Genomic DNA, 20,422 nt, shown 5'->3' on the forward strand with positions numbered 1-20,422 from the left:
CGGCCGGCTTCACTCGGCGGGGTCGGCGCCTTCCGCCTTCTCGGCCGTCTCCGGCGCCGGTTCGGCGGCCACGGTGTAGAAGACGGACGAGCCCTGCTTGCTGCGGTGCGCGCCGTTGCGGGCGACGAGGTTCTCCAGAGTGGTCCGCACGACCTTCGTCTGCACCGCCCGCTCGGGGTACGTCCGGCCCAGCGCCTCGGCGACCTCCGCGGCGGAACGCGGCTCGTTCTGCTCGGCCAGATACCGGCGGACCAGCTCGACGAGCGTCGGCTGCGAGGGCTGCGTCGGCTGCGAGGACTGTGCGGGCCGAGCGGGCTGCGCGGGCTCGGCGGGGGCCTTCTTGGCCGCCGCCTTCCCGGCCGCCGGCTTTCCGGTCGCCGGCTTTCCGGTCCCCGCCTTCCCGGCCGCCGACTTCTTGGCGGCCGGCTTCTTCGGCGCCGGCTTCTTGGTGTCGGTGCGCCGGGCGCCGCCGCTCTTCCCGCGCGGGGCGGGCACGACCGCGCCCGCGGCCGGGGCGGCGATGCCGAGCGCCTGCTGCATGTTCAGCAGAATGCCGTGGTCGTGCTGGAGCGCGGCCAACCGCTCCTGCAACGCGGCGATTTCCGCGGTGACGCGTTCCTGTTCCCTGACGTTCTCTTCTAGGTCCTTGGTCACCTGGCTGACGTACTGAGAAGCCAATTCGGTGACGGGCCCAGCGGTTTCCGGCATATCTACCTCCGCTTGTGGTGCGACACCTGGATGATACGGGTGAGTTAACCCGTTCTCACCTTTCGTGACACACGGACATGGCGGTCAGCGCTGGGCCAGGGCCGCGACTTAGGGTCGGGGTACCGGGAGCGGCCGAGGTAGCCGGAGCGTATGTGGTTGCCGAAGTCGCGGGGCTCGACCGTGATGTCGGTGTTCCGGCCCGCCTCCCGGCCGTCGACGTACGGCACGGCGGTGCCGGAGCCGTAGGTGACGAACACATGGACCCACCGGTCCGTCGGCAGCGGGCCGGCGTCGACCTCGGTGCCGATGTCGAGACACGGCTCCACACGGCCGGTTGACCGGACAGCCGTACCCAGGCCGCCACCGAGTAGGCGGACGCGCCCGCGATGTCAATGGCGCCGGGGGCGAGGGCCGCGCGCCCCAACCGCCTTGCGTCGCAGGAGCCCTGGCTAGGATGCCTCCTCATGGCGACGCGCGGACACGGCGGCACTCCCCGGCCGGGGCGTCGTACCCGCGCGGCCGTGGTCCTGGCCGGCCTGCTGCTGTGCGCCGGGTGCGAGGACTCCCTGGGGCAGCCCCCGCCGCGCCCGGCCGGTCCCCCCGCCGTCGCCGCGTGTCTGACCGGCTCCGGGGACCTGATCGCCGACGTGGACAACGACGGCCGCCCGGACCGGATCACCGACCCCTCCCGCCACGGTGCCCGGCTGACCGTCACCTTCGGCACCGGCTCGCCCCGCGAACGAACCGTCACCGCGCGAGAATTGGCCGACCGGCCGGGGAAACGGCAGCGGTATGTGCGCGCGGTTGTCGCGGACTTCGACCAGGACGGCTGGAGCGACCTGGCCGTGGTCGCCGGGGGTGCCCAGGCCGGTGACGATCCGGTCCCGCCCCGCGTGGCCGAACTGCGACTCGGTCCCTTCTCCGGCACCGGCCGCAGCCGGCGCACCGTACGGCTCGACCTCGGCGCCACGCGGGACATCGCGGTGGCCGACTACAACCACGACCGGTATCCCGACCTGGCGGCCTACACCTACGCGGGTGACGGGGTGTATGTGTCCGAGGCCAGGCTCGGCGACCCGCGCACCGGGCTCGGGGCGGACACCCGCGCGTACACCAGGGACGCCGGGGCCGCAGGCTACGATCCGCCGGCCCGCCTTCCGCACACCGGCCTGACGCCGTTCTATCCGGGGTGCGGGACGAAGTGACTCATGTCGCGGGCACCCGGGCGCCGGACCGGTGAACTCACCCGAGGACGAGCGGAAGTCTCCCGTCCCACCGGCCGTCGAGTCCGGCCCGTTCGGCGTCGGTCGGAGCCCGGCGGCCCGTGCCGATCCGCAGCGCGTCCTCGTCGGCCCAGGACGCGGGGAAGGGCGCCCCGGCGATCTCCTCCAGCATCGCGCGCGCCCGGGCGAGGCTCTCGGCGGGCGGCCGCTCGGCGCCCGGGAGGTGCGCGATGAGATCCAGGTGGTGCAGGGTCCACTCCAGGACGTACGCCGAGAGGTAGTCGCCGGCGGTGAGGACCATGTCCTGGGTGCTCACCCGCAGTGCGGGATCGGCCAGCTCCGCCGCGCGTCCGGCGGCCGAACCGACGTCGTCCAGATGGAACGTGAGCAGTCCGGGGTCCTCGTAGGCGGCGGCCAGCCGGACCGTCAGCGCGTCCAGCGGGTCGTCACCGGCGGGCGGTGTGTCCGTGACGTGCCAGTAGGTCACCGCGTCGTGCGTCGGTTCCTCCGCCGAGGGTGTCACCAGGGTGATGAGCACGTCCTGGGCGTCGATGACCAGGTGGCACACCAGGTCCCGGACGAGCCAGCCGGTGCAGCCGGACGGCCGCGCGAAGTCCTCGTCGGCGAGACCGGCCACGGCCGTGCGCAAGGCGGTCCAGGAGAGCTGGAAGAGGTCCACCCCCGCAAGCTAGCAGCGCGCCGCGGGGCGCTTCGACCGATTTACCAGGACCCCCTCGGTACCGGTTCGGCCGATCGCCGACGCGCGCCGGACGCCGGGTTTCTCGCGCGTACCCTGCCGGACCCGTTCGCCGCCCGGCGGAGGTGGCGCCCGGCGGCGGTGGCGGCCCGGCTCAGAACGTCGCGTCCACGAAGCCCAGTTTGCGGTTCATGGCGATCACGCCGGTGTTGGCTGGGTGGTGGAACGTCCGGACCGTGGTCGCCGCCCGCTCCCTGGCGAAGGCCAGCCCGAGGGTCTTCATGGCGATCGCGATGCCCCGGCCCCGGTAGGCGGCCCGTACCCCGGTCATCTCGTTGAAGACGAAGTCCGGGTGGACCGATGTGACCGCCATGCCGACCCACGCCCCACCGTCCAGGGCGAGCACCACACCGTGGGGGTCGTAGCCGGCGGAGTCGAAACGGCGTTCGGCGTACTCCTCGTAGGAGTAGAACTCCCCGCGCTCCGGGATGTCCGCCGAGCACTCCTTGTTCAACTCGTACAGGGCGCACCGGTGTTCCGGTGTGTCGCCCAGTTCGGCGAGGGTGGTGAAGCGGATGCCCGCCGCGCGGCAGCGCTCCACGTACGGCCGGAAGCGGGGCGCGTCGAACGAGGCGATGTCCAGTTCGAGTTTCACCCAGTGATCGGCCATGTGGTCTCCTCCGTCGGTAAACTGCCCGCCCGATTCTGTCACTTGACCGAGTGCGCACCGGTAACGTTCACATGAATGAACCTCACTCACGTGGGTGTACATGTCATGTGAGGGTGTGTCAAGCTCGGCCGACTTCCTTCGAACACCTGCGGAGTGGGAGGACGAGCATGAGCGTTTCCCGGCGTGCGCTGCTGGTCACGGCGGCGGGTGCGGCGGCCGTGGGGCCGGTCACGGAGGCGTCGGCGGCCCCCGCGTCGGCAGGACGGGCCCCCGCGTCGGCGGCCGGACAGGTGGGGACGGGCGCGACCCTGCGGACGCTGAGCGAGGCGGCGGAGTACGCCGTGGCGAAGGTCCGCGCCGTGGCGCCCCGTGTCACCGGCTTCCCGGTCGGCACCAAGTTCGAGAAGTGGACGTACTCGCGCGGCGGGGACTGGGTGGGCGGCTTCTGGCCCGGGACGCTGTGGATGGCGTACCTGTACAGCGGGGACGACACCTTCCGCGCCCGGGCGGTCGAGTCGGCCCGGAACCTGGCCCCCCGCCAGACCGACACGACCACCCACGACCTCGGTTTCCTGTTCTACCCCTCCTGGGTCACCGCCTGGCGCCTGACCGGCGACGACGAGTGGCGCACGGGCGCGATACGCGCGGCCGACTCCCTGATACGGCGGTACAACCCGCGCGGCGGGTTCATCCGGGCGTGGGGCGCGCTGAACGACACCGCCAACGCCGGTCGCGTCATCATCGACACGATGATGAACCTGGACCTGCTGGCGTTCGCGAGCCGGCAGACCGGTGACGCCAGGTACCTGGACATCGCGGTGGCGCACGCGAAGACCGCCCAGCGCGTCTTCCCCCGCCCGGACGGTTCGACCCCGCACGTGTTCGACTTCGACCCGGACACCGGCGCACCCCTCGGCCCCGCCACGGTGCAGGGCTACGACGCCTCCTCCTGCTGGTCGCGCGGACAGGCGTGGGGCATCTACGGGTTCACCACCATGTACCGCAGGACCGGCGACACCGGGTTCCGGGACACCGCGCGCCGACTCGCCGACTACGCCATCGGGGCGCTGACCCCGGACCACGTCCCCGTCTGGGACTACCGCGCGCCGCAGCAGCCGTACGACATCAAGGACGCCTCCGCCGGGGCGATCATGGCGTGCGGGCTGCTGGACCTGCACGCGGCGACCGGCCGGCGCGCCTACCGGGACGTGGCGCTGCGGATCCTCACCGCGCTCGCGGAGACCTGTCTGACCAGGGACTCGGCCCGCGCGGAGGCGGTCGTGGCCCGCTGCACCCGCAACCGTCCGGGCGAGGACGGCATCGAGATCTCGCTGCCCTACGCCGACTACTACCTCCTCGAAGGCATCCTGCGGGTGCTCCGTCCGGCGGACGTGGACCGCGCGGTCGACCTGTCACAGCCGTCCTAGCGGTCCTGGACCGAGAATCAGTTCCTCGGGCTCAGCAGGCCGACGTGTTCCGTGCCGCCTCGCGCGCCTCGGTGAGAGCGCGCTGCCTCAGGTCGCCGAACAACTGGATCGTGGTGGCGGCCAGGACGTCGTCCCCGCCGATGGTCCGCCGGTCCCCCCTGCGGGTGGACAGGGACAGGAGGGGATCCTTGAGTAACGGAGGCGGGGCCGGTTCGCCCGGTGTCACCAGGTGGACCGTACCGAAACGTTTGACCCCGCCCTCGCGGAGGACCATGGCCGCGTCCCGGGCGAGGTCCGTCAGGAACACGCTCGCGATGCCGTCCAGGTCGCGGACCATCGCCGGGACGGCCCTCGCCCCCCGGCTTCGCAGCAGCTTCCTCACCCCGGCCTCGAACCGGTGGGCGCCGGCCACGGCACTCGGTCTGCGCGGCCCGCGGCGCACACGGGAAGGCACGACGACACCCTCGGCGTCGTACAGGACACCGGTCAGTCCCCGGAACGTCGGGCTGTGGTCGTACCACTTGCACCCCACCTCGACTTCGACGTTCCGGTCGATCGCCGAGAGGAGGTCCCCGGGGACCAGCTTCGTCCGGGCCTCCTCCGCCGCCGCCCTCCTCGCACCGTCGATGATCTCCCTCAGCACGGTGCGCGTCACCGACGCGGCGGCCCACGCGGCCGACCGGGAGACGTGCAGCGGGGTCACGTCCCTGAACACCGCTTTGACGAGAGAAGGCCTGAACGGCGGTACGTCCACGACCGAGACGGTCCCGGGACCACTGCGTTCAGGGCGTGTGTGGTGTGCGGTCATCGTGGGGAGTCGCTCCTTGCCGCGTGAGTGTCGGAGGCCCACACTCCACCACGCGGTGTCCGGCATTCAACCGTTGGATCATCCCCCGACACCTCGTGCTCGAGGACGGCCCGGCCGTTCCAGCCGGGCCGGGCTGTCGGGGCGCCCGGGCCGGGGCCGGGTGGCTCAGCGGCGTATGGAGGGCTCGTCGGCGCGTTCGTCCGTGCCCTTCGTGTGGCCCGCGCGTCCGGTGACGGCCCGGGAGCGCGGGGGCGGGCCGGAGCGGCGGTTGATCAGGACGACACCGGCCACGACGACGGCACCGCCGAGCAGTTCGACCGGGTGCGGGATCTCGCCGAGCCAGACGAAGGACACCAGCAGGGCCACGGGCGGGACCAGGTACAGCGCGGCCGTGGACACGGCGAGCGGCAGGCGGGCGACGGCGTAGCCCCAGATCACGAAGCCCAGGGCGGACGGCAGCAGGCCGAGGAAGACAACGGCCATCAGCGCGTCCAGGGGGGCGTGGGTCATGGCCCGGGCCGTCGCGGGCACGAGCGGCAGCGCGAACACCGTGCCGGCGATCATGGCGTACGTGGCCACCTCCAGCCCGGTGTAGTGCCGCAGCAGCGGTTTGCTGGCGAAGTGGTAGACGCCCTGGACGACGGCCGCGGCCAGGACCACCAGGGAGGCGGCGGTGAACCCGGACACGCCGTTGCTCAGGGTGACGACGGCGGTGCCCGCGAGGGCGATGACGCTGCCGACGGCCACATTGCGGCTGATGTGTTCGGCCAGGAAGGCGCCGCCCAGCAGGACGCTGAAGACGGGGGCGACGGCGATCAGCAGGCTCGCGGTGCCCGCCTCGACATGGATCTCACCCCAGTTCAGCAGCACCTGGTAGGCGGTCATGCCGGTGAGCCCGCACAGCGCGATCTGCGGCAGATCCCTGCGCCGGGGCACCCGGACCCCGGCGAACGGGGCGATGGCGGCCAGGACGACGGCGGCGATGGCCAGCCGCAGCAGCGACAGCGCCGCCAGGCCGAGCCCGCTCACCCCCACGCGGATCGCCGGGAACGCGGACGCCCACAGCACCACGGTGCCGGCCAGGGCGAGAAAGCGGGGGGAGGCGAACCGTGTGCGCATTCCTCTACGATGCCGAGACCGAATCAAGAAGGTCCAGTTAGCTTTCTTTACGTAAAGCGTAAGATGTGATGATGCTTGATGTTCGTCGGCTCAGGATCCTGCACCACCTGGCCATCCACGGCACCGTCGCGGCGGCGGCCGAGGCCCTGCATCTGACCGCGCCGGCGGTCTCCCAGCAGCTGGCCGTCCTCGAACGGGAGGCCGGTCTGCCCGTCGTGGAGAAGCACGGACGCACGCTGCGGCTGACCACCGCCGGCGAGCTGCTGGTCGCGCACGCTGAGGTGGTCCTCGGCGACCTCGCCGCCGCGGAGTCCGACCTCGCGGCGCTGCGCGGCGGCCGGCGCGGACAGGTCCGGGTGGCCGCGTTCGCCTCGGCCGCCCGCACCCTGTTCCCGGCCGTGTACCGGGCGCTCGCCGAGGAGGACGACGCGTGGTCGCGCCGGCTCGCCCTGCACCTCACCGTCCTGGAACCCGGGGAAGCGCTCCAGTCCCTGCACAAGCGGGAGATCGACGTGGCCGTCGTCCACGGCTACACCGTACTGCCCCGCGACTTCCCCTCGGGCAGTGAGCAGGAGGCCCTGATGGAGGACCCCGTGGTGGCCGTGCTGCGCCTCGATCACGCGGACCGGCTGGGGCTGGCCCCCGGAGCGCCCGCGGACCTCTCGGCGCTCGCCCAGGCGCCCTGGCTGACGCCCGCGCCGGACACCTCCTGCTACGAGATGATCCAGCGCACCTGCGGCGCCGCCGGGTTCGTCCCGGACATCCGGGTCCGCAGCAGCGACTTCGCCGTCCTGACCTCCCTGGTCGCCGCCGGCGCGGGCGTCGCGCTGGCCCCCCGGCTCGCCGTCCCGGACGACGCCGCCGGGGTCAGCCTGCACCCGCTGACCCGGCCGGTCAGCCGGACGGTCTTCACCGTGAGCCGCTCGGGCACCGCCCGCCGGCCCGACATACACCTGCTGAACTCCCTGCTGAAGCGGGCGGCGGCCGCCCACACCGACGCCTCCTGACCGCCCCACCGGTTCCGGCGGAGCGCCACCTGACCGCCCCGCCGGTTGCGTCGGTTCCGTGGGCGGGGGCCCGGCGTCTTTGCACCTCCCGGCCGTCCCGTGCGCCTCCCGGCCCTCCCGTCGGCCGTGTCAGCGCAGCCCGGGCAGGCCTCGCAGTTCCGTGACCCGCAGCAGGCGGGCCGTCGCGAGGTAGGCCGTGACTAGCGTCACCGTGCCCGCGGCCAGGGCGAGGGCCGTGGGCCAGGTTCCGGTGCCGAGGCAGGCGGTGCAGGCGTGTGCGGCCGCCCAGCCCAGGGCCGCGCCGAGGCCCGCGGCGATCAGCAGCTTGGCGTAGGTGCGGCGCAGGGTCCCGTCGTCGAGGCGTCCGCCGACCCGGCGCCGCAGCAGCCGCGCGGTCACCAGGAGCCCGATCACGTACGACAGCGTGTACGCCCCGGCCATCGCCGTCACCGCCCAGCGCGCGGGCAGCAGCACATGGCAGGCGGTGGCGAGGGCGATGTTCACCACGGCGACCCACGCGGCCATGAAGAACGGCGTACGGGTGTCCTCGAAGGCGTAGAAGCCGCGCAGCAGCAGGTACTGGGCGGAGAACGGGATCAGCCCGGGGCCGAACGCCTGGAGCATGTGGCCGAGCGGCCGGGCCGTGGCCGCGTCGGCGGCACCGTGGGCGAACAGCAGCACCGCCAGCAGCGGTCCCAGGGCGAGGAAGAAGAACGCGGCGGGCACGATGACGGCGCCGCTGACCCGCAGGGCGCGGGACAGATCCGCCCGCAGGTCGGCCACCCGCCCCTGCGCGGCGGCCCGGCTCATGCGCGGCAGCAGCGCGGTCACCAGGGACACGGTGACGATGGACTGCGGCAGCATCCAGATGGTCTGCGCGTAGGTGTACGCCGAGTAGCCCGCGCCCGCGTCCGGGAGCTCCTGGTCGGCGGCGTTGGCGTAGTTGGTGACCACCGCCAGGGCCACCTGGTTGGCCAGCACGAACAGCAGGGTCCACTTGGCCGCGTGGACGCTGGAGCCCAGCCCCGTGCCGCGCCAGTCGAAGCGCGGCCGGAAGCGGAAGCCGGCGGCGCGGGCGAACGGGATCAGGGCGAGGGCCTGCACGGCGATGCCCGCGGTCGTGCCGATGCCCAGCAGCCGGACCTGGCCGGCCGTGATGTCCGCCACCCGGCCGGGGACCGTCATCAGGCCCAGGTAGGCGGCGAACATGGCGACCAGGACGACGTTGTTCAGCACCGGCGTCCACATCGCCGCCCCGAACTTCTCGCGGGCGTTGAGGACCTGGCCGTAGATGCCGGTCAGCCCGTAGAAGAAGATCTGCGGCAGCAGGTAACGGGCGAAGGTGACCGTCAGTTCGTACGCCTCGTGGTTGGCCGCGGTGTCCCGCATGTAGACGCCGACGATCTGCGGTGCCGCCCACACCGCCAGCGCCGTACCGACGCCGAGGACGCACACCACGAGGGTCACCAGCCGCTGCTCGTAGGCCCGGCCCTGGTCGGGGTGTGTGGCGCGGGCGCGCACCAGCTGCGGCACGAGGACGGCGTTGAGAGCGCCGCCGATCAGGAGCGTGTACAGACTGGTCGGCACCGTGTTGGCCGTGTTGTAGGTGCTCGCCAGCAGGCCCGTGCCCAGTGCGGCGGCCTGGAGCACCGTGCGTATGAGTCCGGTCGCCCGGGACACCACGGTGCCGGCCGCCATCAGCATCGAGGCCCGGGCCGGCCCGGCGGGCGCCGGTCTCTTCCGGCGGCGGCCTCGCCCGCGGCGGTCCGCCCGGCCCGCCGGGGCGGCGTGCCGGCCCCCCGGCCGGCGCTGTGCGGGCACACCCTGTGGCCTCGTCTTCGCGTCCTCGATCATGCGCACAACCTATGTGAGCCGGGCGAGCGGGCCGCGCGGCCGGGGCGGGCGCCGGGCCCCGGACACCGTGAGGGAAAATAGTTGCCTTGAGAAACTAGAAGTGTGATGAAAGGTCCCGCATGCCGCACCTCACCATCGACTACTCCGCCCGTCTGGCCGGAGTCCTCGACGCGAGCGTCCTCGTGAAGGAGCTGCATCCGCTGGTCCTGGAGGAATCCGGGTCGACGGGCGTGTGCAAGACCCTGGTCCGGCCGGTGGACACCTATGTCGGGGACATGTCTAGCGGGGAGACCGCCTTCCTGCACATCGAGGTGGGCCTCCTGCCCGGCCGCCCCGCACACAGGCGGGCCCGCCTGTCCGAGCGCGTACTGGCCCTGGCCGACGGACACCTGCGCGCGGCCGGAGTGCCCGAGCCGGTCGTCTCGGTGGAGGTCAGGGAACTGGCCGCCAGCTACCGGCTGTCCACCGCGACCCCGGCCGGCGGGTGACCGCCCCACGGCCCCGCGCCGGCCGTCGCCACCAGGGGACCCCTTAGCCGTCGCGGGGGCCCCTGGGGGCCCTAGGGGTGTCGTGCGTCACCACCCCCTGCCTAGCCTCCGAAATCGAAAGGGGAAGCGGACCGGCAACCGTCCGGAGGCGATCCGCACGGCCCAGGCCCTCACTTCGATCCCGATCGGATGGCGCGCTGGTGAACAACGAAGAGCAACTGCTCGACTATCTCAGGCGGACGACGGCGGACCTGCGGGAGGCGCGGCGTCGGCTGCGCGAGAACGAGCGCCGCGCACACGGCCCGGTCGCCGTCGTCGGCATCGGCTGCCGCTACCCCGGCGGCGTCACCACCCCCGAGGACCTGTGGGACCTCGTCGCGACCGGCACCGACGCGGTGACCGGCTTCCCCGCCGACCGCGGCTGGGACGTGGACGCCCTCTACGACCCCGACCCGGCCCGGCCCGGCAAGACCTACGCCCGCACCGGCGGATTCCTGCACGACGCCGCCGACTTCGACCCCGGCTTCTTCGGCATCAGCCCCCGCGAGGCCCTCGCCATGGACCCGCAGCAACGACTGCTGCTGGAGACCTCCCACGAGGCCTTCGAACGGGCCGGCATCGTCCCCGCCTCCCTGCGCGGCAGCCGCACCGGCGTGTTCGCCGGCGTCATGTACAACGACTACGCCACCCGCCTCGGCTCCGTACCCGACGACCTCGACGGCTACCTGGCCAACGGCAGCGCCGCCAGCATCGCCTCCGGCCGCGTCGCCTACACCTTCGGACTCGAAGGGCCCGTCGTCACCGTCGACACCGCCTGCTCCTCCTCCCTGGTCGCCCTGCACTGGGCGGTCCGGGCGCTGCAGTCCGACGAGTGCTCCCTCGCCCTGGCCGGCGGGGTCACCGTGATGTCCACCCCGGAGACCTTCGTCGACTTCAGCCGGCAGCGCGGGCTCGCCCCCGACGGCCGCTGCAAGGCGTTCGCCGCCGCGGCCGACGGCACCGGCTGGGGCGAGGGCGCGGGCATGCTGCTGCTGGAGCGGCTCGCCGACGCCCGCCGCAACGGCCACCCGGTGCTCGCCGTCATCCGGGGCAGCGCGGTCAACTCCGACGGCGCCAGCAGCCGGCTGACCGCGCCCAACGGCCCCTCCCAGCAGCGGGTCATCCGGCAGGCCCTGGCCGGCGCCGGGCTCACCCCCGCCGACATCGACGTGGTCGAGGCACACGGCACCGGCACCGCCCTCGGCGACCCCATCGAGGCCCAGGCACTGCTCGCCACCTACGGCCAGGACCGCGACCGGCCGCTGCTGCTCGGCTCGGTCAAGTCCAACCTCGGGCACACCCAGGCCGCCGCGGGCGTCGCGGGCGTCATCAAGATGGTGCTGGCCATGCGGCACGGCGAGGTCCCGCCCACCCTCCACGTCGACGCGCCCACCGACCAGGTGGACTGGAGCGCCGGAGCCGTCGAACTCGCCCTGGAGCGGCGCCCCTGGCCCGCCACCGGACGGCCGCGCCGCGCCGCCGTCTCCTCCTTCGGCATCAGCGGCACCAACGCCCACGTCGTCCTGGAGCAGGCGCCCGCCGACGAACCGGCCGAGGACACACCCGACTCGCCCGCGCGGGAGGGCGGCTGCGTTCCCTGGATCGTCTCCGGCCGCACCCCCCAGGCCCTCACCGCGCAGATCGCCCGGCTGCGCGACCACCTCGGCACCCACCCCGGCGCCCGCCCGGCCGACCTCGGCCTGTCGCTCGCCACCACCCGCGCCCGCCACGAACACCGCGCCGTCGCCGTCGGCCGGGACACCGCCGGACTGCTCGCCGCGCTCACCACCGCCACCCCGCTCACCCGCACCGGCGGCCGGACCGCGTTCCTGTTCACCGGGCAGGGAGCCCAGCGCACCGGCATGGGCCGCGCCCTGTACCGGGCCTTCCCGGTGTACGCCGACACCTTCGACGCGGTGTGCGCCCTCGCCGACCCGGGCCTGGAACGGCCGCTCGCCGACGTGCTCGACGAAGACAACGGCCCGCTGCACCGCACCGACTACGCGCAACTCGCCCTCTTCGCCACCGAAGTGGCCCTCTACCGCCTCCTGGAGTCCTGGGGCGTCACCCCCGACTACGTGGCCGGCCACTCCGTCGGCGAGATCGCCGCCGCCCACGCCGCCGGGGTGCTGTCCCTGCCCGACGCCGTGCGGCTCGTGCTCGCCCGCGGCACCCTGATGGCGGCCCTGCCCGAAGGCGGCGCCATGGCCGCGCTGCGCGCCAGCGAGGAGGAGATCGCACCCCACCTGGACGCGACGGTCGGCCTCGCCGCCGTCAACGGACCGCGCTCGGTGGTGATCTCCGGCGCCGAGGACGCCGTGGCCGCCCTCGCCGCCCGCTTCGGCGGCGGAAAGCGGCTGACCGTCTCGCACGCCTTCCACTCGCCGCTGATGGAGCCGATGCTCGCCGCGTTCGCCGAGGCCGCCGCCCGCTGCGCCTACGCCGAGCCCCGCATCCCCCTCGTGTCCACGCTCACCGGCGCCCTCGCCGACCCCGCGCACCTGACCACCCCCGGCTACTGGGTCGACCACGTCCGCCGCACCGTCCGCTTCGCCCCCGCCCTGACCACCCTGCACGAGCTGGGCGTCCGGACGTTCCTCGAAGTCGGCCCGGACGCCGCCCTCACCGCGCTCGCCGCCGACTGCGTCCCCGACGACAGCGTGACCATCGCCGCGCTGCGCCGCGCCGGCGACGAGGAACACGACCTGGTCACCGCCGTGGCCCGGCTGGACGCGGCCGGCACCGACGTCGACTGGGCGGCCTTCTTCGCCCCGCACCACGCCCGGCCCACCACCCTGCCCACCTACGCCTTCCAGCACAGCCGCCTCTGGCTGGACGCCGGCCCCGCCGGCAGCGGCGACGCGGGCGGCCTTGGGCAGAGCGCCACCGGCCACCCCCTGCTGACCGCCGCGACCGACCTGCCCGACAGCGGGGGAGCGGTCCTCACCGGACGGCTCTCCCGCGCCTCGCACCCCTGGCTCGCCGACCACGCCGTGCACGGCACCGTGCTGCTGCCCGGCACCGCCTTCGTGGAACTGGCACTCCAGGCCGCGGAGCGCACCGGCTGCGACACCGTCGGCGAACTCACCCTGCACGCCCCGCTGATCCTGCCCGAGCAGGGCGCCCTCGCCGTCCAGGCCGCCGTAGGCCCCGACCGGGACGGACAGCGGGAGCTGACCATCTGGTCCCGCCGCGCCGACACCCCCGACGCTGCCTGGACCCGCCACGCCGCCGGCGTCCTCACCCCCGCCGACGCCGACGCCGACGCCACCGGCCCGGCCGGGCTCACCGACTGGCCGCCCCCGGACGCCGAACCCGTCGACCTGGCCGGCCTCTACCCCGCGCTGGCCCGCACCGGCTACGGCTACGGCGAGGTCTTCCAGGGCCTGCGCGCCATGTGGCGGCGCGGGGACGAGCTGTTCGCCGAGGCGGCCCTCCCCGACAGCGCCCGCGCCACCGCCGCCGCCTACGGGGTCCACCCGGCCCTGCTGGACGCCGTCCTGCACGTCAACCTGCTGGACCTGCCCGACGGCCAGGCGGTCCTGCCGTTCGCCTGGGGCGGGGTCACCCTCCACGCGCCGGGCACCGACACCCTGCGCCTGCGCCTGACCCCGTCCGGCCCCGACTCCGTCGCCCTCACCCTGGCCGACGCCGCCGGAGCACCCGTCGCCACCGTACGCGGCCTCGTGGCCCGCCCCGTCACCGCCGACCAGCTCGCCGGGGACGGCGACGACCCGCTGTACCGGGTGGACCTCGTCCCGGCACCCGCCGCGACGGCCCCCGCCCTGCCCGCGACGGCCGTGTGCGGCCTCGGCGACGACAACACCGTTCCCGGGAGCGCCGGTCAGGACCATGTCCAAGAGGTCCTGGGCGCCGACGTCCCCCGCCACCCCGGTCTCGCCGCCCTCACCGCCGCCGGCCCCGTCCCCGACCTGGTCCTGCTGGCCGTACCGCCCGCCCCCGACGCCGTACCCGACCTGCCCGCCCTGGTGCGCGCGCGGGTGCACGCGGTCCTGGACGTCCTGCGCTCCTGGCCCGCCGACGAGCGGTACGCCGGGCGCCGGCTCGCCGTGCTGCTGCGCACCGGCGACCTCGCACACGCCGCCCTGTACGGGCTGGTCCGCGCGGCCCAGGCCGAGCATCCCGGGCGGTTCCTGCTGGTCGACAGCGACGGCAGCGCCGACCCCGGACCGGCCCTCGCCGGCGCGCTCGCCGCCGGGGAACCGGAGGTCGCGGTGCGCGACGGCGAGGTGCGGCTGCCCCGGCTGGCCCGCGCCAAGCCCGCCGGCCCGCCCGCCTGGGACCCGGACGGCACCGTCCTGATCACCGGCGGCACCGGCGGCCTCGGCGCGCTGATCGCCCGTCATCTGGTCACCGCACACGGCGTACGGCACCTGCTGCTGGCCGGGCGGCGCGGCGTGGACGCCCCCGGGGCCGCCGAACTCGCCGACGCGCTGCACGAGGCGGGCGCCGAGGTGACCGTCGCCCGGTGCGACGCCGCCGACCGGGACCAGCTGGCCGCCCTGCTCGCCGAGCACGACGTACGGGCCGTGGTGCACGCCGCCGGCGTCGTCGACAACGGCGTCCTGGCCGGCCTCGACGCGGACCGGGTCGACCGGGTGCTGCGGCCCAAGGTGGACGCCGCCTGGAACCTGCACGAACTGACCCGCGACAAGGATCTGACGGCGTTCGTGCTGCTGTCCTCCACCGCCGGACTGCTGGTCGGCGGCGGCCAGGCCAACTACGCCGCCGCCAACACCTTCCTCGACGGCCTCGCCGCCCACCGCCGCTCGCTCGGCCTGCCCGCCGTCTCCCTCGCCTACGGCCTGTGGTCCAACGCCGGCGGCCTGGGCGCCGGCATCGACGCCGCCGACCTGGAACGGCTGCGCCGGCTCGGCCTGCCGCCCCTGACCCCCGCCCAGGGCCTGCGCGCCCTCGACACCGGCCCCGGCGGCGAGGACGCCGTGCTGGTGCCCGTACGACTCGACCCCGCCGCGCTGCGCGCCCGGACCGACGGCGTGCCCGCGCTGCTGCGCGGCCTGGTCCGGCCCGCCCGGCGGCGCGACACCGACGGCGGCACCCCGGCGGGTTCCTGGCGCGACCGGCTGGCCCCGCTGGCCGACCCCGAACGCGACCGCGCCCTGCTGGAACTCGTACGCACCCACGTCGCCGCCGTGCTCGGGCACCCCTCGCCGGAGTCGGTGGAGCCGGGGCGCGCCTTCCAGGAGATGGGCTTCGACTCGCTCGCCGCCGTGGAACTGCGCAACCTCCTCGCGGGCGCCACCGGGCTGACCCTGCCCGCCACGCTCGTCTTCGACCAGCCCACGCCCACCACCCTCGCCGCCCACCTCAAGACCGCGCTGGTGCCCGGCCCCGCCGACCGGGCCCGGTCCGCGCTGGCCGAACTGGACCGCCTGGAAGCCGCGCTGCACGCCCTGCCCGACGAGGACGGCAGCCACGCCCGCGTCACCGCCCGCCTCGAAGCGCTGCTGCGCGACTGGCAGGACACCCACGGCCGGCATGCCGCGCCCGGGGCGCCCGCCGACTTCGGCGACGCCAGCGACGAGGAACTCTTCGCCAGGATCGACAACGAACTGGGAGCCCTGTGATGGAAGACTCGGCCACGGCCGGCAAGCTCCGCGACTACCTCAAGCGGGCCACGACCGAGCTGGAGCGCAGCCGCCGCCGCGTGAGGGAGCTGGAGGACCGCGAGCGCGAGCCCGTCGCCATCATCGGCATGGGCTGCCGCTACCCGGGCGGTGTGCGCACCCCCGAGGACCTGTGGCGGATCGTCGACGAGGGCATCGACGTCGTCACCGACTTCCCCACCGACCGCGGCTGGGACACCGAGGCGATCTACGACCCCGAGCCCGGCGCCCCCGGCAAGACCTACGTCCGCCACGGCGGCTTCCTGCACGACGCCGCCGAGTGCGACCCCGCCTTCTTCGGCATCAGCCCCAAGGACGCGCCCGGCACCGACCCGCAGCAGCGGCTGCTGCTGGAGGTCACCTGGGAGGCGTTCGAACGGGCCGGCATCGACCCCACCACCGTCAAGGGCACCCCGACCGGCGTCTTCGTCGGCCTGATGCACCACGACTACCTCGGCGGCACCATCTCCGGCAGCATCGTCTCCGGCCGCATCGCCTACACCCTGGGCCTGGAGGGCCCCGCGGTCACCATGGACACCGCCTGCTCCTCCTCCCTGGTCGCGCTGCACCAGGCCATCCAGTCGCTGCGCAAGGGCGAGTGCTCCCTGGCGCTCGCGGGCGGCGCCGCCGTCATGGCGAGCCCCGAGATGTTCATCGAGTTCAGCGAGCGCCGCGCGCTGTCCCCCGACGGCCGCTGCCACTCCTTCTCCGACGACGCCGCCGGCGCCGCCTGGGCCGAGGGCGCCGGCATGCTGCTGGTGGAGCGGCTGTCCGACGCGCTGCGCAACGGCCACGAGGTGCTCGCCGTGGTCCGCGGCTCGGCCGTCAACCAGGACGGCGCCTCCAACGGCCTGACCGCGCCCAGCGGCCCCGCCCAGATCCGCGTCATCCGGCAGGCCCTCGCCGACGCCCGGCTCGCCCCGCACCACATCGACGCGGTCGAGGCGCACGGCACCGGCACCACCCTCGGCGACCCCATCGAGGCCCAGGCCGTCATCGCCGCCTACGGGCAGGACCGGCCGGAGAACCGGCCGGTGTGGCTCGGCTCCCTGAAGTCCAACATGGGCCACCCGCAGGCCGCGGCCGGAGTCGGCGCCGTCATCAAGATGGTCATGGCGATGCGCCACGGCACCCTGCCCCGCACCCTGCACGTCGAGAAGCCCTCCACCGCCGTCGACTGGAGCGCCGGAGACGTCCGGCTGCTCACCGAGGCCCGCCCCTGGGACACCCCCGACGGCCGCCCGCGCCGGGCCGGCGTGTCCTCCTTCGGCATCTCCGGCACCAACGCCCACACCATCCTCGAAGAGGCGCCCCCCGCCGCCACGGAACAGGACGCCCCCGAGCGGGCCGCGCTGCCCGTGATCCCCTGGGTGCTGTCCGGCAAGGGCCCCGACGCCGTGCGCCGGCAGGCGGAGCGGCTGCTCGCCACGGCCGGCGGCCTCGACCCGTACGACGTCGGCTACTCGCTGGCCACCACCCGTACCGTCTTCCCCCACCGGGCCGCCGTCACCGGGCGCGACCGGGACGAACTGCTGGCCGGCCTGCGCGCCGTCGCCGACGGCAGCCGGCCCGCCGAAGCGGCCCCCGAACCCGGCCGGCTCGCCGTGCTGTTCTCCGGGCAGGGCTCCCAGCGACCCGGCATGGGCCGCACCCTGCACGCCGCGTTCCCGGTGTTCGCCGCCGCCTTCGACGAGATCTGCGCCGCGTTCGACACCCACCTGGACCGGCCGCTGCGCGAGGTGATGTGGGACCAGGACGGCGACCCCGCGCCCGTGCACCAGACGGTCTACACCCAGGCCGCCCTGTTCACCTTCGAAACCGCCCTGTACCGGCTGCTGGAGCACTGGGGCATCCGCCCGGACCTGCTCGCCGGCCACTCCGTCGGCGAGGTCGTCGCCGCGCACGTCGCCGGCGTGCTGGACCTGAAGGACGCCGTCGCCCTGGTCGCCGCCCGCGGCCGGCTCATGCAGGACCTGCCCGCCGGCGGCGCGATGGTCTCGCTGCTCGCCACCGAGACCGAGGTCGCCGGGCTGCTCACCGACGGCGTCGGCATCGCGGCCGTCAACGGTCCGCGCGCGGTGGTGGTCTCCGGCGACGAGGACGCCGTACTCGCCGTCGCCGCCCGGGTGGAGAAGTCCACCCGGCTGAAGGTGTCGCACGCCTTCCACTCCCACCGCATGGAACCCATGCTGGAGGCGTTCCGCGAGGTGCTCGCGGGGCTGACCTTCCGCGAGCCCGCCCTGCCGGTCGTCTCCAACCTCACCGGCCGCCTCGCCGACCGGCTCACCTCGCCCGAGTACTGGGTCCGGCACGTCCGCGAGGCCGTCCGCTTCCACGACGGGGTCACCACCCTGGCGGCCGAGGGCGCCACCCGTTTCCTGGAGGTCGGCCCCGACGCCGTCCTCAGCAACCTGGCCCAGGACGCGGCGCCCGTCGTCATCGCCGCCCAGCGCCGCGACCGGGCCGAGGACGCCGCTCTTGTCGACGCCGTCTGCCGGCTGCACGTGACCGGCACCGGCCCCGACTGGACGGCGCTGTTCGCCGGGGGCCGGAAGGTCGACCTGCCCACCTACCCCTTCCGCCGCGACCGGCACTGGGAGGACGCCCCCATCCTCCAGGCCGAACGCTCGGCGGCGGCCCGCGCGGGCGACGCCGCCGACCCGTTCTGGGACCTGGTCCGCGAGCAGGACGTCACCGCCGTGGCCGCCACGCTCGGCGTCGCCGACGAGACCTCCGTCGCCGCCGTCGTACCGGCCCTCGCCGCCTGGCACGAGCGGCGGCGGGCCGACGCCGCGGCCGACGGCTGGCGCTACCGCGTCGCCTGGGAACCGCTGGCCCCCGCCGCCACCCCGGCGCGCGGCGGCCACTGGCTCGCCGTCGTCCCCGCCACCGACGACCCGTGGACCACCACCGTCCTGACCGGGCTCACCGCACGCGGCCTCACCCTCGACACCCTCACCGTGCCCGCCACGGCCGGCCGCACCGAACTCGCCGCGCTGCTCGCCGGGCGGGACGGCGCCGACGGGGTGCTGTCCCTGCTGGCGCCCGCCACCGCGCCGGCCGCCACCGCCGCCCTCGTCCAGGCCCTCGGGGACGCGGACGTCACCGCCCCGCTGTGGTGCCTCACCCGCGACGCCGTCGCCCACGGCCCGGCCGCCGCCGTCACCGGTCTCGACCAGGCCCCCGTGTGGGGCCTCGGCCGGGTCGCCGCCCTGGAACACCCCGACCGCTGGGGCGGACTGGCCGACCTGCCCGCCGACCCCGGCCCGGACACCCTCGCCCGGCTGGCCGCGCTGCTCGGCGAACCGGGCGGCGAGGACCAGGTCGTCCTGCGCGACACCGGCGCCTACGGCCGGCGCCTGGAGCCCGCCCCCGCCCGTACCGGCGCCCCCTGGACGCCGTCCGGAACCGTGCTGGTCACCGGGGCCACCGGCGCCGTCGGCAGCGCCGTCGCCCGCGCGCTCGCCGCCGAGGGCGCCGACCACCTGCTGCTGACCTCCCGCCGCGGCATGGACGCCCCCGGCGCCGCCGACCTGGTCCGCGAACTCACCGACGCCGGCACCCGGGTCACCCTCACCGCCTGCGACCTCACCGACCGCCGGGCCGTGGCCGCCCTGCTGGACTCCGTACCGGCCGAACACCCCCTCACCGCCGTGCTGCACCTGGCCGGCGTCCTCGACGACGGCGTCCTGGACGCCCTCACCCCCGACCGCTTCGACCGCGTCCTCGCCCCGAAGGCCGACGCCGCCCGCCACCTGCACGAACTCACCGCGGACCGGAACCTGTCGGCATTCGTGCTGTTCTCCTCCCTGACCGCCACCGTCGGCGGCGCCGGCCAGGCCAACTACGCCGCCGCCAACGCCTACCTCGACGCGCTCGCCGAACACCGCCGCGCCGCCGGACTGCCCGCCACCTCGATCGCCTGGGGCCCCTGGGGCGGCGACGGCATGGCCGCCCACGGCACCGTCCGCTCCGCCACCCGCGCCATGGGCATGTCGCTCCTCGACCCCGGCCGCGCGCTCACCGCGCTGCGCCGCGCCCTGGCCGGCGGCGACACCACCGTCACCGTCGCCGACGTCGACTGGTCGGTGTTCGCGCCCGCCTTCACCGCCACCCGGCCCAGCCCCCTGCTGTCCACGCTGCCCGGAGCCCGCCCCGGCACCGGCGGAGGCGAACGGGCGGGCGCCGCCGACGGCTTCGCCGAGAAACTCGCCGGCCTCACCGGCGGCGAACGCGACCGCGCCCTGCGGGAGCTGGTGTGCGAGCAGGCCGCCGCCGTCCTCGGCTACGGCAGCGCCGACGCGGTCGAGCCGACCACCGCCTTCCGCGACCTCGGCTTCGACTCCCTCACCTCCGTCGACCTGCGCAACCGGATCAGCACCGCCGCCGGGGTGCCGCTGCCCGCCACGCTCATCTTCGACTACGCCACCCCCGCCGCCCTCGCCCAGCACCTGGGCACCGAACTCGCCGGCGCCGACACCGCCTCCGTCGACTCGGTCCTCGCCGACCTCGACCGGCTCGCCGCCCGGCTCGGCGGCCTGAGCGCCGAGGACATCGAACAGGGCCGGATCGCCGGCCGCCTGCGGTCGCTGCTCGGCGACCTGGACCAGGCCCTCGGCCAGGAGGAGGCCGTCGCCGTCGCCGGACGGCTCGAGGACGCCACCGCCGACGACGTCTTCGCGTTCATCGACAACGAACTCGGCTCGGCCTGAGGCGACCCTCCCACGACACCCC

General features: G+C 74.9%; 13 protein-coding genes. 6 read left to right on the forward strand and 7 right to left on the reverse strand.

Going from position 1 to position 20,422, the window contains the following annotated elements:
* Nucleotides 1-9 precede the first annotated feature (9 nt).
* On the reverse strand, nt 10-708 hold the full coding sequence (locus tag IH25_RS0122375) for a hypothetical protein (RefSeq protein ID WP_030613318.1): 699 nt from the start codon (nt 706-708) through the stop codon (nt 10-12).
* A gap of 44 nt (nt 709-752) precedes the next feature.
* On the reverse strand, nt 753-1,034 hold the full coding sequence (locus IH25_RS0122380) for a LamG-like jellyroll fold domain-containing protein (RefSeq protein WP_030613321.1): 282 nt from the start codon (nt 1,032-1,034) through the stop codon (nt 753-755).
* A 138-nt stretch (nt 1,035-1,172) separates the two neighbouring features.
* On the opposite strand from IH25_RS0122380, the gene IH25_RS0122385 reads away from it, so the two are divergent.
* Nucleotides 1,173-1,913 (forward strand): FG-GAP repeat domain-containing protein, encoded by a 741-nt coding sequence (locus tag IH25_RS0122385; RefSeq protein ID WP_030613324.1) that lies wholly within the window; start codon nt 1,173-1,175, stop codon nt 1,911-1,913.
* A gap of 37 nt (nt 1,914-1,950) precedes the next feature.
* Here IH25_RS0122385 and IH25_RS0122390 read toward each other — a convergent pair whose 3' ends face one another.
* Complete coding sequence (locus tag IH25_RS0122390; protein ID WP_030613326.1) at nt 1,951-2,610, reverse strand: maleylpyruvate isomerase N-terminal domain-containing protein; 660 nt, start codon at nt 2,608-2,610, stop codon at nt 1,951-1,953.
* 172 nt (nt 2,611-2,782) lie between these two features.
* On the reverse strand, nt 2,783-3,298 hold the full coding sequence (locus tag IH25_RS39685) for a GNAT family N-acetyltransferase (protein WP_030613329.1): 516 nt from the start codon (nt 3,296-3,298) through the stop codon (nt 2,783-2,785).
* Between the two features lie 167 nt (nt 3,299-3,465).
* Here IH25_RS39685 and IH25_RS0122400 point away from each other — a divergent pair, with 167 nt between their 5' ends.
* Nucleotides 3,466-4,725, forward strand: coding sequence for a glycoside hydrolase family 88 protein (locus tag IH25_RS0122400; RefSeq protein WP_030613332.1), 1,260 nt, complete (start codon nt 3,466-3,468; stop codon nt 4,723-4,725).
* Nucleotides 4,726-4,756: 31 nt separating this feature from the next.
* Here IH25_RS0122400 and IH25_RS0122405 read toward each other — a convergent pair whose 3' ends face one another.
* Nucleotides 4,757-5,533, reverse strand: a complete 777-nt coding sequence (locus tag IH25_RS0122405; protein WP_030613335.1) for a hypothetical protein — start codon at nt 5,531-5,533, stop codon at nt 4,757-4,759.
* A gap of 165 nt (nt 5,534-5,698) precedes the next feature.
* Entirely contained in the window at nt 5,699-6,652 is a 954-nt protein-coding gene (locus IH25_RS0122410; protein WP_078844363.1) for a DMT family transporter, read from the reverse strand.
* 71 nt (nt 6,653-6,723) lie between these two features.
* Here IH25_RS0122410 and IH25_RS0122415 point away from each other — a divergent pair, with 71 nt between their 5' ends.
* Nucleotides 6,724-7,659, forward strand: coding sequence for a LysR family transcriptional regulator (locus tag IH25_RS0122415; protein ID WP_030613342.1), 936 nt, complete (start codon nt 6,724-6,726; stop codon nt 7,657-7,659).
* 129 nt (nt 7,660-7,788) lie between these two features.
* Here the strand turns inward: IH25_RS0122415 and murJ are convergent, their stop codons facing one another.
* Entirely contained in the window at nt 7,789-9,513 is a 1,725-nt protein-coding gene (gene murJ, locus IH25_RS0122420) for a murein biosynthesis integral membrane protein MurJ (RefSeq protein WP_030613345.1), read from the reverse strand.
* A 119-nt stretch (nt 9,514-9,632) separates the two neighbouring features.
* On the opposite strand from murJ, the gene IH25_RS0122425 reads away from it, so the two are divergent.
* From IH25_RS0122425 to IH25_RS42855, 3 genes are all read left to right on the forward strand, one after another.
* The gene (locus IH25_RS0122425; protein ID WP_030613347.1) at nt 9,633-10,001 is read left to right on the forward strand and encodes a 5-carboxymethyl-2-hydroxymuconate Delta-isomerase; all 369 of its coding nucleotides are present in this window, start codon (nt 9,633-9,635) and stop codon (nt 9,999-10,001) included.
* A gap of 200 nt (nt 10,002-10,201) precedes the next feature.
* Complete coding sequence (locus IH25_RS0122430) at nt 10,202-15,649, forward strand: type I polyketide synthase (RefSeq protein ID WP_030613350.1); 5,448 nt, start codon at nt 10,202-10,204, stop codon at nt 15,647-15,649.
* Nucleotides 15,649-20,400: a type I polyketide synthase gene (locus IH25_RS42855; RefSeq protein ID WP_030613353.1), complete on the forward strand. Its 4,752-nt coding sequence runs from the start codon at nt 15,649-15,651 to the stop codon at nt 20,398-20,400. Before IH25_RS0122430 ends, IH25_RS42855 begins: the two co-directional genes overlap by 1 nt.
* Nucleotides 20,401-20,422: the final 22 nt, after the last annotated feature.

Source organism: Streptomyces achromogenes subsp. achromogenes (assembly GCF_000720835.1).
GTDB classification, from domain to species: domain Bacteria; phylum Actinomycetota; class Actinomycetes; order Streptomycetales; family Streptomycetaceae; genus Streptomyces; species Streptomyces achromogenes.